This is a genomic window from Rhodoplanes roseus (assembly GCF_003258865.1).
GTDB lineage: Bacteria > Pseudomonadota > Alphaproteobacteria > Rhizobiales > Xanthobacteraceae > Rhodoplanes > Rhodoplanes roseus.
In genome coordinates this window covers 1-12,462 of the sequence record NZ_NPEX01000177.1, presented here as the reverse complement: position 1 = coordinate 12,462, position 12,462 = coordinate 1, and the positions used below count along the sequence as shown (strand labels likewise).

The following is a 12,462-nucleotide window of genomic DNA, read 5'->3' as shown; positions in this document are numbered from 1 at the left end:
CCGGCGTCTTCGCCGGCTTCGGCGTCTGCTCGAACGCGCCGAGCAGCTTTTCCAGCAGGCCCGCGAGCTGCCGCCGCTCGCTCGACGACAGCACGCCCAGAAGCCCGTCGACCCCGGAAAAATGATCGGCGATGGCGCGGTCGGCCAGCCGCCGCCCGGCCGGCGTGAGGCGGATGATGGCGCCGCGGCGGTCGCGCGGATCGGGGCGCCGCTCGACCAGCCCGAGCGCCGCCACCTTGTCGATCCGGTTGGTGATGGCGCCGGAGGTGAGGAGCGATTCCGCCAGGAGATCGGTCGGCCGCATCTCGTAGGGCTTGCCGCTGCGGCGCAGCGTGACGATCAGGCTGAACGCCTCCCAGCCGAGGCCGAGCGGTGCCAGCCACGTCTCGGAGTGGCGCAGGAAATGCGCCGAGAGCCGCATCGTGCGGCCCTGCACCCCGACCGGCGAGGCGTCGATATCGGGCCGCTCGCGGCGCCATTCCGCGATCAGCTTCGCGACGGAATCCGGTGTCTCGGTGGTCATGTCAGCCTTCGCGCGATCGATCCGCGGCGCCCCGGTCCGGGGGCTCGATCCTCGCCGCCATCAGGAACGCGAAGAAGGACCGTGGTTCGGAACCGGCGGGCCTGGGCGCCGCGCCCGTCGACGATGCGCCGGAGCGGAACGCCGGGCGCGAGGAACCGGAACGGGGGTCTGGAGACATCACGAGCCCTCGATTGCGGCAGAGCGCCCGCATAATGAGCTTGACGCCGGCCCCATGCAAATGAAAAGCTCAACGTTAAGATACTTAATGTCGAGCGTCCGCCGCGCGACGGTCGCCGCTCTCCCGTCCCCGCGCATTCCGGCGACACCCCCGCCATGGACATCATCGTCGAGAATCTGGTCCAGGTCTGGGACGACGGCGGCGCCGGCGTCCGGGCACTCGACGGCATCACCCATCACTTCCGCTCCGGGACGCTCACCTGCCTGCTCGGCCCGAGCGGCTGCGGCAAGAGCACGCTCGCCCAGATCGTCGGCGGCATCGAGACTGCGACCTCCGGGACGATCCGGATCGTCGATCCCAAAAATCCGTCGGCGCCGCCGGCGCGGCCCGGCCAGTGCTCGGTCATGATGTGGCAGTCGCTGAACCTGTTCCCGTGGCGCAACGTGATCGACAACGTCACGTTCGGCCTGGAGATGGCCGGCGTGCCGAAGCCCGAGCGCTACGCCCGCGCCCGCGAGCTGCTCGCCTCGGTCGGGCTGAGGAACTTCGAGGAGAAGGCCTGCAGCCAGCTCTCCGGCGGCATGCGACAGCGTGTCGCGCTCGCCCGCGCCCTGATCATGGACCGGCCGATCCTGCTGATGGACGAGCCCTTCGCGGCGCTCGACGCGCAGACCAAGATCGTCATGCAGGAGGAGCTGACCCGGATCTTCGAGCGCATGCGAAAGACCATCCTGTTCGTCACCCACGCGATCGACGAGGCGATCCTGCTCGGCGACGAGGTGGTGGTGATGACGGCCCGGCCCGGCCGCATCAAGGAGGTCATCCGGATCGACCTGCCGCGGCCGCGCACCCAGGAGATGGTCGGCACCCACGAGTTCGGCGAGCTCTACGATCGCATTCTGCACCTGATCCGCGAGGAGGTCTTGAACGCCATGCGCCAGCAGGACGAGGCGCTCGCGTGACGGCGAGCGGAAAGGCGAGGAGCGGCCGGCCGGCGCGGAAGCGTCGCGATCCCCTGTGGCTGCGGGTGCTGCCGTCGCTCTCGGTGGTGCTGTTCATCGCGCTGTGGGAGCTCGCCGTGAAGGCCGGCGACGTCGCCCCCATCATCCTGCCGGCGCCCTCCAGCATCGCCCGCTACCTGGTCGCCATGATCCTGGACGGATCGCTGCCCTACAATCTCGCCGTCACCTTCGTGCGCATCATGGCGGGGTTCCTGGTCGCCGGCGTGCTCGGCGTCCTGGTCGGCGTGCTGATGGGCATGTCCAAGGTGCTGGCCCGGGTGATCGACCCGTGGATCGCGGCACTCTACCCGCTCCCGAAGATCTCGCTGATCCCGCTGCTGATCATCTGGCTCGGCACCGGCGAGGCCTACATCCTCACCATCAGCGCCATCACGGCGTTCTTCCCCGTGGTGATCAGCACCTATGCGGGCATCCGCCAGACCAGCCAGGAGCTGGTCAAGGCGGCCCGCGACCTCGGCGCCAGCACGCGCCAGATCCAGACCAACGTGGTGATCCCGGCCGCGATCCCGAGCATCTTCGCCGGGCTGCATCTCGGCATGGGCGTCACCATCATCCTGGTGGTCGCGGCCGAGATGATCGGCGGCTCCAACCAGAGCGGCATGGGCTATCTGCTGATCCGCTTCGGCCAGGTGATGGAGACCGAGAAGGTGTTCGCGAGCCTCGTCGCGCTCGCCGTCTTCGGCGGGGTGATCATGAAGGGCCAGCAGGCGATCGACCGCTGGGTCGCGCCCTGGGCCGTGGGCAAGAGCTGACGGAAGAGCCGAAACAGCATGGCACGCATCCTGATCCAGAACGGTCTCGTGGTCACGGTCGACGGCGAGCGCAACATCCATCCCGGCGGCTCCGTGCTGGTCGAGAACGGCCGCATCGCCGCCGTCGGGGCACGCCTCGATCCCGCGCTCGCGCACGACGTCGACGAGGTGATCGACGCCGAGGGCTGCCTGGTGATGCCGGGCCTGATCAACCTCCACCAGCACCACTGGTACGTGCTGTTCAAGGGGCTCGCCGACGGCATGCTGCTGGAGGACTGGATCACGGATCTGGTCTTCCCGCTGGTGTCGCGCCTGTCGGTCGACGCGATGCGGGTCGCCAGCTGGCAGTGCGGCATCGAGATGCTGGCGACCGGCACGACCTGCTCGCTCAACCATTCCGTCACGGTGACGACGCCCGAGATCGTCGAGGCGATCGTGACGCCCCAGGCCGAGCTCGGCATCCGCCAGATCTTCGCCAAGGAGCTGCGCTGCCGCAACGCCCGCTTCACCACGCACCCGCTGTCGCTCGACGAGTCGCTCGCCGCCTTCGGCGAGGAGGTGAAGCGCTGGGACGGCGCCCATGGCGGCCTGGTGCGCATGGCCATGGTGATCGAGGCGAACGCGCACTGGACCGCCTCGGGCATGAGCACCGAGGAGCTGATCACCCGCGGCACCGCGCTCGCGCGCGATCTCGGCCTGAAGATCTCGAGCCACATCGCCGGCGGCACGTTCTCGCTGGAGAAGGGCTTTCTCAAGCATCTGCGCGAAACCGGCCGCACCGACGTGCGCTACCTGATGCAGCTCGGCGTCCTCGACGAGAGCTGGATCCTGGCGCACTGTATCCACTGCACCGAGCTCGACCTCGAGCAGATGGCGCATGTCGGCGCCAGCCTGGTCTACACGCCGACCAGCGAGTCGATCCGCGGCGGCGGCATCGGGCCGATCGCCAATGCGGCGCGCCGCGGCATCGTCACGGCGCTCGGCACCGACGGGCCGATGGTCGACTACACCGACGACATGTTCGAGCAGATCAAGGCCTGCGTGCTGTTCCAGCACCAGCGCCACCTCGACCCGACCTGCATCTCGGTCGAGCAGGCGATCGAGATGGCGACCATCGGCGCCGCGCGCGCCGCCGGCCTCGACGCCGAGATCGGCTCGCTGGAGGTCGGCAAGCGCGCCGACATCGCCGTGTTCGACATGCGCAAGCCGCATGTCGGGCCGCTGTTGCGACCGCTCTCGGCCTTCGTCTGCGCCGGCAAGGGCTCGGACGCCAAGGTCGTCCTGGTCGACGGCGAGATCGTCTATCGCGACGGCGTCTTTCCCCGCTGCGCGGACTGGCGCGAGGTCTCGCGCGAGGCCGAGGCGATCGGGCGGAGCATCGCCGAAAGCGCCGGCCTGTCGTCGCGCATGGCGTCGTCGTGGCCGCTGCGGCCGGCGGCCGTCGCCGCGCCGCGGCGGGCGCTCGTCTAATCGTCCATCTGCAGCAGTCTCGAAGAGGAGGCGGTCATGAAGGCGTCTGGTGGGATCTTGGCGGTTGTCGGCGCCGTGTTGGCGCTGTTGAACGCGCCCGGCGCGTCGCGCGCCGCGGACGTGCTGCGGATCGGCGAAGGGCCGTTCATCACCGGCGGCGGCTTCCTGGTGGCCGACCAGAAGGGTTACTTCAAGAAGCTCGGCATCGACATCGAGAAGCGGATGTTCATCGATGGCCAGCAGGCCGTTCCGGCGCTGATCGCGGGCGAGCTCGACCTCACCTTCATGACCGCCAATGCCAGCCTGTTCAACTCGATCGCGCGGGGCGCCCCGCTCGTCGTCGTGCTCGACCGCGGCAACAACAAGGCCGGCCACGGCTACACCGTGATCAACGTCAGCAAGGAGATGGCCGACGCCGGCGTCAAGACGCTCGGCGATCTCGGCAAGCTCAAGGGCAAGAAGATCGGCGTCAGCGGCACGGGCAGCATCAACCAGTACGTGTTCTCGCTGGCGCTTCAGCGGGCCGGGCTCGATCCGCGCAAGGACGTGACCTGGGTCACCAACGTGCCGCAACCGGACCTGATGAAGATGCTGAGCCAGAGCCAGGTCGACGGCACCGACCTAGCTTATCAGTTCGGATTCTTCGCGGAGAAGAACGGCTGGGGGCCGATGATCGCCACCGGCGACAAGATCGATCCGGACGGCACCATCGGCGTCTACGCGACGCGCCAGGCGCTGCTGCGCGAGAAGCGCGACGTGCTGGTGCGGTTCGCCATGGCCTACCTGCAGGGCGCCAAGGAGTTCAACGCCGCCTCCGTCGCGCCGGATCAGCACCCCGACATCGTCGACATCCTGGCTCGCACCACGGCGCTGCAGAAGCCGGAGACCGTCAAGGCGATCGCGCCCTACTGGTCCTACGTCAACGAGGACGGTCTGCCGAACGTCGGCTCGATCATGAAGATGCAGGACTACTGGGCCGACTATTACGACTTCGTCGAGAAGAAGGTGTCGGCCGAGCGTCTCTTCGATCTGTCGATCGCCAAGGAGGCGCTGGCGCGGCTGGAGAAGGAGAAGCCGTTCGGCAAGTAGGACTCGCGGGGGTGGAGGGCGCGACGTGCCACGTCCTCACGATGCAGGCGGCGAGACGCCGGGTCGTTGCACCGCCGCTTGGAACCGGCGGCGCAATCGGGCCGGCGGTCACCGAAGCTCCTTGGAATAGCAGTGATGACGACAGAACGCGTCAGTATACGAAGCGCCGGGACGACGCGCGGTGGTCCGATGCGTCATCTTTGTGCCGGGAGACGGCATCTTCGGCTTGTCGCCGCGTGATCGTATGTGATTTGTTGCTGTCGTCGTTCGTTCTGGTGCGAACGAGGCGGTGTGCGGCGGAATTCGCCGCCGGCCGTTCAGTTCCTCTGGATGGAGGGTCCGATGCCATCCATGGCGGGTTTCGAGGCTGAGCTCCGGACGCGTTTTGGAGATCTGCTCGGCGCCAACTATCCGCGCTTCTCGCATGCGGAGATGAAGCGGCGCGAGGCCGCCGTCGCCGACATGATGGTGGCGCAAGGCCTCGACGCGCTGATCGTCGCGGAATCGATGCGCGCCGGCACGGCGACCGGTTGGATCACGGGCTGGCCGGTGACGGCCGAGGCCGTCACGGCCGTGGTGCCTGATGCGCCGCGGCGCATGTTCATCCAGCATTACAATCATCTGCCGCTGGCGCGCCGGCTCGCCTGGAACACCGAGGTGCTGTGGGGCGAAGGCAGCGGCATCGCGAAAGCGGCCGATCTGATCGCGGTGGCGACCAGCGATCTCTCGATCACGGGGCGTGCGACGGTCGGGGTGATCGGACGCATCCCGGCCGGAGAGGCGGAGCGGCTGTCGTCGATGTTTCGCGTCGTCGACATGAACCGCGCCTATGCGCAGGTCCGGATGATCAAGTCGGACGAGGAGGTGCGCTGGCTCGAGCTGGCGGCCGGGCTCACCGATCTGGCCGCGATGGCGATCACCGAGAGCGCCCGGCCGGGGCTCGACGAGCGCACGGTGGTTGCGCTGGTGCAGAACGTCTATCTCGCCACCGGCGGGACCAACTTCATTCACTACATCGACACCACGTCGATGGAGGCGCCGGACGTCGCGGTGCCGCGGCAGTTTCCGTCCGGACGTATCTTGCAGAAGGGCGACGTGCTGAGCTGCGAGCTGTCGGTGGACTACTGGGGATACACCGGACAGATCCTGCGGACCTTCTTCATCGGCCAGGAGCCGAACCCGCTGTACCGCGAGCTGCACACCGTCGCCGATGCGGCGCTCGACGCGGTGCTGACGCGGGTGAAGCCGGGCACGCATGCGCGCGAGCTGGTCGAGGCGTCGCGGATGATCGAGGAGGCGGGCTTCACCGTGATCGACGATCTGGTGCACGGCTACGGCGGCGGTTACCTGCCGCCCGTGCTCGGCAGCGCCAGCCGTCCGTCCGCCGGCATTCCGGACATGGAGCTGAAGGCCGGCATGGCGCTGGTCGTGCAGCCGAACGTCTCGACGCGCGACGGCACGGCGGGGGTGCAGACGGGCAACCTGGTGCTGGTCACCGAAGACGGGTTCCGGTCGCTGCAGCAGTTTCCGCGCGGCTGGCGGGTCCTGTAGTGCGATGGTTCGAGACGCGGCCTTTCGGCCGCTCCTCACCACGCCGATAAAGTCCCGTGCAAGGCTCTGAGCCTCATCCCCTCATCGTGTATTTGGCGATCTTCGCCTCGTCGGCCGCGATGCCCATGCCGGGGCCGTCCGGCAGCGTGATCATTCCGTCGACGAGCGTCATCGGCGCGGCGATCAGGTCGTCCTTGTAGTAGATGCCGCCGACCCGGCCGCCCAGCGTCTCGACCGGTGTCGACACCGGCACGACGCAGGACAGCGTCACGGCCGGCGCCGCGGCGGCGAGCTGGATGTTCGCCAGGTTGCCGATGCCGGTCTCCACCGAGCCGTTGACGTTGCACACGAGGCCGGCGGCGCGGCACACCGCCGCCACCTCCATGGCCTTGAACAGGCCGCCCGGCTTGGTGGTGTAGATCGACACGATCTGGGCGGCGCGCTTCTCGACGATCTGAATCACGTCGTGGGCGTTCCAGGCGCTCTCGTCGGCCATCACGGGCGCGTCGATGGCGCGCGCCACCTCGGCGAGCCGCTCGATGCCCTCGACCGGCTGCTCGAAATACTTCAGCTCGCAGTGCTCCATCTTGCGGAAGGTGCGGATCGCCTCGCCGGGCGTCGCATAGCCTTGGTTGGCGTCGACGCACAGGGTCGTCTTCGGGCCGACCGTGTCGCGGATGCGCTTCACCATCTCGACGTCGCGCTCGGGATCGACGCCGACCTTGATCTTGATGGTGCGGATGCCCTCCTGCACCACCTGGGCCACCTCGCGCTCGGCCTCCTCGAAGCCGAGCAGGCCGATCGAATGCGTCACCGGGATCGCCTTGCGGGCGGCGCCGCCCAGCAGGCGGTGCACCGGCAGGCCGGCCTGCCTTCCGGCGAGGTCGTAGGCGGCGAACTCGACGGCCGCCTTGGCGTAGGGGAAGCCCTTGATGATGCGGTCCATGCGGGCGTGCAGATCGATGATGTCGCCCGGCATCGCGCCCCGGACGGCCGGTGCCAGATAGGCCTCGATCACCTGCATGGTGGTGCCGGGGCTCTCGCCGAAATAGCGGCCGAACTCGCCGCCCCAGTCCTTCAGCGCGGGCGCCTCGCCCCAGCCGCTGCGGCCCTCGTGGTCCGAAATCTTCACCAGCACGTAGCCGCCGATCGGCTCGGTGAGGCCGGTCCATTTGTGCTCGCGCCGGGTCGGCAGCGCGATGTGCACGAGGTCGACGGAAGCGATCGGGGAATCGGTCATGAGGGGCACGGTTTCGCTGGCGAGGGGACGGGCGGGAGCGGCAGCATAGGGGCGCGTGCAGCGCCGTGCAAACGTCAGGCCTCGTGTGCCGCATCGCGGATCAGGCGCCACACGCGACGCGGCGACAGCGGCAGCTCGCGCGGCTCGACGCCGAGATCGGCGAGCGCGTTCGCGACCGCATTGGCGATCACGCCGCCGACCGGAATGATGCCGCCTTCGCCGCCGCCCTTGGCGCCGAGCGGATTGTTGGGCGCCGGCACCAGGCCGAGCGCGGTGGCGGAGATCGGCGGCACGTCGCGCGCGGTGGGCAGCAGATAGTCGGCGAGCGTCGCGGTGAGCGGCTCGCCCTCGTCGTCGTAGACGAGCTCCTCCATCAGCGTGCCGCCCAGCCCCTGCACGATGGCGCCGACCGTCTGCCCGTGCAGGGTGGCCGGATTGATCACCCGGCCGACATCCTCGACGGCGACGTAGGACAGCACCGAGACATGGCCGGTGGCGAGGTCGACCGCCACATGCGCGGCGTGGCTGCCGTAGCTGTAGGCGCGCGCATTGGCGCCGAACTCGCCCTCGGCGTCCGCCACGCGGTGCGCCAGATCGGCGAGGCGCACGGTCGCTCCGCTCGCGCTGCGGGCGAGGTCGTCGTCGAGCGTCACCTCGTCCCGGGCGCAGCCGAGCGCCGCCGCGGCCGCGGCGCGGATGGATTCTTTCAGCGTCTCGGCGGCGGCCAGCACGGCGGAGCCGCCCATCACGACGGAGCGCGACGAGTAGGAGCCGAAGCCGTCGCGCACCGCGTCGGTCGAGCCGTGCACGACGCCGACGATGGCGGCGAGCGGACGGCCGAGTGCGTCCGCCGCGATCTGCGCCATCACGGTTTCGAGCCCCTGGCCGAGGGCGGAGGAGCCGACATGCACGCTGACGCGGCCATCCTGGTCCAGCCGCAGCATGGCGCTCTCGCGCGGGCCCGGCGAGCCGCCCTCGAAGTAGCAGCCGACCGCGATGCCGTGCCGGCGGCCGTCGACGAGCCTGCCCTGCAGCGCCGTCTTGTCGCTCCAGCCGAAGTCTTCGAGGCAGCGTGCGAAGACGTCCGGATAGTCGCCGCTGTCGCACTCGCTCTCCAGCCCGAGCGGCGTGACGGACGACAGACGCCACGGCATCTCGTCGCGCGTCACCAGGTTCTTGCGGCGGACCTCCACCCGGTCGAGCCCGAGATCCTTCGCCGCCATGTCGATCAGGCGCTCGCGCAGGAAATCCGGCTCGAAGCGGCCGGGGCCCCGATAGGTGCCGACCGGCGTCTTGCTGGTCAGCATCAGGTCGACGGCGAGCGCGACGTCGGGGATGCGGTACGGCCCGGCCAAAAACTGCGCCAGGCTGCGGGCCGGCGTCGCGCCGGTGGTGCGCACATAGGCGCCGAGGTCGATCGACGCATGGCCGCGCAGGCCCAAAATGATCCCGTCGCGCGAACAAGCGATCTCGAGGTCGCACTCCATCTCGCGGGCGTGGTTGGTCGCCAGAAAATGCTCGCGACGGTCCTCGATCCACTGCACCGAGCACCCGAGGCACTTCGCGGCGAACGGAATCAGAAAATCTTCCGGATAGAACTCGCCGCGCACGCCGAAGCCGCCGCCGACGTCGTCCTCGACCAGCCGCACCGCGTCCTCGGCGAGGCCGAGCTGGCCGGCAAGAATGCGTCGGTTGGCGAACGGCACTTTCGCCGCGCCGTGCACGGTGAGGCGGCCGGCCGCGGCGTCCCAGTCGGCGAGCAGACCCCGCGGCTCCATCGGCATCGCGGTGTGGCGGTGGATGCGGAAGGTTTCGCGGCGCCTGTAGTCGGCGCGGGCGAAGGCGGCGTCGGCGTCGCCGCGGCGGCCGTGCAGCGTGCCGGCGCAGTTGTCGGGAATCGTCTCGAACAGCGGTCCGTGGCGGTCGCGCGCCGCCGCGATGCCGGCCACGGCCGGCAGGGGGTCGATGTCGAGCACCACCCGCTCGGCCGCGTCCTCGGCCAGTGCCGCCGTCTCGGCGACCACGACGGCGACGGGCTCGCCGACATAACGCACCCGATCGGATGCGATCACGGGCTGCGCGGCGCGCAAGAAGTCCGGCGAGGAGTCCTGGCGGAGCGGGATCATCGGCACGGCGCCGCGGGCGCGCGTCACGTCTGCCGCCGTGACGATCGCTCGCACGCCCGGCATGCCGCCTGCGGCCGCGATGTCGATGTCGCGCAGAACACCGTGCGGGACGGGGCTGCGCACCACGACGGCGAACAGCCGGCCCGGGGTCGCGACGTCGCCCACGTAACGACCGCGGCCGGTGACGAAGCGGCGATCCTCCAGGCGGGGGACGGGACTGCCGATCAGGACGTTCTTGAGGGCCATACGGGCTGGGGGCGAGGGCTGGGCGCGAGGGCGGGCGCCCAGCATGGATCACGCCGGCGGCGGCGACAAGCTCTCGGCCGGCGTCCGCCCGAGTTTGCATAAAATGTCGGCGACGATCTCGGGCGGTGTGGGCGCGATGTCGACCACGATGGCGTCGTCGGGCTCTTCCAGCGTGGCGAACTGGCTGTCGAGCAGCTTCGGATTCATGTAGTGGCCGGTGCGCGCCGCCAGCCGCGGCCCGATCAAGGCGGCCGAGCCCTTCAGGTACACGAACGTCGCGTCGTCCTGCGGCGCCAGCACGTCGCGATAGGCCTGCTTGAGCGCCGAGCAGGCGACGACGTGGTCGACGCCGGCGCGCTCCCAGCCCTCGATGGCGGCGCGCAGCGCGTGCAGCCACGGCCAGCGGTCGTCGTCGGTCAGCGGAATGCCGGCCCGCATCTTCTCGACATTGGCGGGCGGATGGAAGCTGTCGGCATCCGAGAAGCCGCAGCCGAGCCGCTCGGCGAGCAGCAGGCCGATCGTGGTCTTGCCCGATCCCGCGACGCCCATCAGCACGACGATCATGGTGCCGCTCCGGTGCCGACGACGGCCGCGAGCAGCAGCGTGAAGCCGAAGGCCGAAACGGCGAGAATCGTCTCCAGCGCCGTCCAGGTCTTCAGCGTCTGCTCGACCGACATGTTGAAATACTCCTTGATCAGCCAGAACCCGCTGTCGTTGACGTGCGACAGGATGATCGAGCCGGCGCCGGTGGCGAGCACCAGGAGCTCGGGCCGCACCGTGCCGGGCACGGCGGCGGCGATCGGCGCGACGATGCCGGCCGCCGTGGTGAGCGCCACGGTCGCCGAGCCGGTGGCGATGCGGATCACCGAGGCGACCACGAAGGCGAGCACCAGCAGCGGCACCTGGAGCTGCAGCGCCATGTCGGCGATCGCCTTGCCGACGCCACTGTCGAGCAGCACGCGGTTGAAGCCGCCGCCGGCGCCGATCACCAGCAGGATGGTCGCGGTCGGCGCGAGGCAGTCGGTGGTGAACTTGAGGAGCTGGTCACGATCGAAGCCGCGCCGCACGCCGAAGGTCCAGAACGCCACCAGCAGGGCGACGAGCAGCGAGATCACCGGGTTGCCGATGAAGTTGAGCGTGTTGCGCGCCGGCGTGCCGGCCGCGAGCGTCAGGTCGGCGAGGCTCGACCCGACCATCAGGAACACGGGCAGCAGGATGGTGAAGACCGAGACGCCGAAGCCCGGCAGGTCCGCCCGCGGCTCGCCGACGAGCTGGTCGGCGAGCGGATTGTGCTCCGGCAGCTTGATGCGCGGCGCGATCCATTGGCCGTAGATCGGGCCGGCCAGCGCGGCCGCCGGCAGGCCGACGATGACGGAGTAAATGATGGTGAGCCCGACATCGGCCTTGTAGGCGCCGACCGCCAGCATGGCGGCCGGATGCGGCGGCACCAGGCCGTGGACGATCGACAGGCCGGCGACCAGCGGCACGCCGACCAGGATCAGCGACGTGCCGGTTCGCTTGGCGATGGCGAAGACCAGCGGCACCAGCAGGACGAAGCCGACCTGGAAGAACACCGGCATGCCGACGATGAAGGCGACGAACATGATGGCCCAGTGGACCCGCTTTTCGCCGAACAGGCCGATCAGCGTCTGGGCGATGCGCTCGGCGCCGCCGGATTCGGCCAGGAGCTTGCCCAGCATGGTGCCGAGCGCCACCACCACGGCGATGAAGCCGAGCACGCCGCCGACACCGTTCTGGAACGACGTCACGATGGTCGGCAGCGGCATGCCGGCCGCCACGCCCATGGCCAGCGAGACGACGATCAGGGCGATGAACGGGTTGAGCTTGAACCGCGCGATCAGGACGATCAGGGCGACGATGGCGAGGAAGGCGTAGAGGAGCAGCAGCTCCCCGCTCGCCGCAGAGGGTGCGGGCGGCATGGTGTCGTCTCCTGCTTCACCGGGGCACCATCCCGGGCGGCGGAGAGACGCCTCCGATCCGGCCGGCATGCGCATCGTGTCGAATTTCGACATGATGCGCGTCCGGCGGTCGGGCGCAAGCGCGCGGTCGAGCCGCAGTGGGGCGAATGTAGGATGACAGGCGCTGGCTCGCAGGCACGGCTCTCGCCGTCGCCGTCCGCGCAGGCGAGGGCTTTGCAAAATTCGTCATTCCGGGGCGCGGGCGCAGCCCGAGAGCCCGGAATCCATACTCACAGGATCAGTGGCTCACGACAGACAGGGGTTGTGGATCCCTGGCTCGGCGCTT

At 69.5% G+C, this 12,462-nt stretch carries 10 protein-coding genes; 5 read left to right on the top strand and 5 right to left on the bottom strand.

Annotation, left to right across the window (positions count from 1 at the left end; translation table 11 throughout):
* Positions 1–523: MarR family winged helix-turn-helix transcriptional regulator (locus tag CH341_RS21130; protein ID WP_111420960.1), on the bottom strand; the 523-nt coding region annotated here is incomplete at its 3' end.
* 333 nt (positions 524–856) lie between these two features.
* On the opposite strand from CH341_RS21130, the gene CH341_RS21125 reads away from it, so the two are divergent.
* The 5 genes from CH341_RS21125 (at position 857) to CH341_RS21105 (ending at position 6,585) form a co-directional block, all read left to right on the top strand.
* Complete coding sequence (locus CH341_RS21125; protein WP_111420959.1) at positions 857–1,663, top strand: ABC transporter ATP-binding protein; 807 nt, start codon at positions 857–859, stop codon at positions 1,661–1,663.
* Complete coding sequence (locus CH341_RS21120; protein WP_111420958.1) at positions 1,660–2,475, top strand: ABC transporter permease; 816 nt, start codon at positions 1,660–1,662, stop codon at positions 2,473–2,475. Before CH341_RS21125 ends, CH341_RS21120 begins: the two co-directional genes overlap by 4 nt.
* Before the next feature lie 18 nt (positions 2,476–2,493).
* On the top strand, positions 2,494–3,945 hold the full coding sequence (locus CH341_RS21115) for an amidohydrolase family protein (protein ID WP_111420957.1): 1,452 nt from the start codon (positions 2,494–2,496) through the stop codon (positions 3,943–3,945).
* Between the two features lie 36 nt (positions 3,946–3,981).
* On the top strand, positions 3,982–5,034 hold the full coding sequence (locus CH341_RS21110; protein WP_111420956.1) for an ABC transporter substrate-binding protein: 1,053 nt from the start codon (positions 3,982–3,984) through the stop codon (positions 5,032–5,034).
* 351 nt (positions 5,035–5,385) lie between these two features.
* Positions 5,386–6,585, top strand: coding sequence for a M24 family metallopeptidase (locus tag CH341_RS21105; protein WP_170149743.1), 1,200 nt, complete (start codon positions 5,386–5,388; stop codon positions 6,583–6,585).
* A gap of 73 nt (positions 6,586–6,658) precedes the next feature.
* Here CH341_RS21105 and CH341_RS21100 read toward each other — a convergent pair whose 3' ends face one another.
* The 4 genes from CH341_RS21100 to CH341_RS21085 form a co-directional block, all read right to left on the bottom strand.
* The gene (locus tag CH341_RS21100) at positions 6,659–7,825 is read right to left on the bottom strand and encodes a mandelate racemase/muconate lactonizing enzyme family protein (RefSeq protein WP_111420954.1); all 1,167 of its coding nucleotides are present in this window, start codon (positions 7,823–7,825) and stop codon (positions 6,659–6,661) included.
* 74 nt (positions 7,826–7,899) lie between these two features.
* The gene (locus tag CH341_RS21095; RefSeq protein WP_111420953.1) at positions 7,900–10,197 is read right to left on the bottom strand and encodes a xanthine dehydrogenase family protein molybdopterin-binding subunit; all 2,298 of its coding nucleotides are present in this window, start codon (positions 10,195–10,197) and stop codon (positions 7,900–7,902) included.
* Between the two features lie 48 nt (positions 10,198–10,245).
* Positions 10,246–10,761, bottom strand: a complete 516-nt coding sequence (locus CH341_RS21090; RefSeq protein WP_111420952.1) for a gluconokinase — start codon at positions 10,759–10,761, stop codon at positions 10,246–10,248.
* Positions 10,758–12,137: a GntP family permease gene (locus CH341_RS21085; protein WP_111420951.1), complete on the bottom strand. Its 1,380-nt coding sequence runs from the start codon at positions 12,135–12,137 to the stop codon at positions 10,758–10,760. The genes CH341_RS21090 and CH341_RS21085 overlap by 4 nt, the downstream gene beginning before the upstream one ends.
* Positions 12,138–12,462 lie beyond the last annotated feature (325 nt).

Excerpts from the sequence above, each read along its gene's own strand:
- CH341_RS21125 (WP_111420959.1), top strand. The coding sequence starts at position 857 with ATGGACATCATCGTCGAGAATCTGGTCCAGGTCTGGGACGACGGCGGC.
- CH341_RS21115 (WP_111420957.1), top strand. The coding sequence starts at position 2,494 with ATGGCACGCATCCTGATCCAGAACGGTCTCGTGGTCACGGTCGACGGC.
- CH341_RS21110 (WP_111420956.1), top strand. The coding sequence starts at position 3,982 with ATGAAGGCGTCTGGTGGGATCTTGGCGGTTGTCGGCGCCGTGTTGGCG.
- CH341_RS21105 (WP_170149743.1), top strand. The coding sequence starts at position 5,386 with ATGGCGGGTTTCGAGGCTGAGCTCCGGACGCGTTTTGGAGATCTGCTC.
- CH341_RS21100 (WP_111420954.1), bottom strand. The coding sequence starts at position 7,825 with ATGACCGATTCCCCGATCGCTTCCGTCGACCTCGTGCACATCGCGCTG.
- CH341_RS21095 (WP_111420953.1), bottom strand. The coding sequence starts at position 10,197 with ATGGCCCTCAAGAACGTCCTGATCGGCAGTCCCGTCCCCCGCCTGGAG.
- CH341_RS21090 (WP_111420952.1), bottom strand. The coding sequence starts at position 10,761 with ATGATCGTCGTGCTGATGGGCGTCGCGGGATCGGGCAAGACCACGATC.
- CH341_RS21085 (WP_111420951.1), bottom strand. The coding sequence starts at position 12,137 with ATGCCGCCCGCACCCTCTGCGGCGAGCGGGGAGCTGCTGCTCCTCTAC.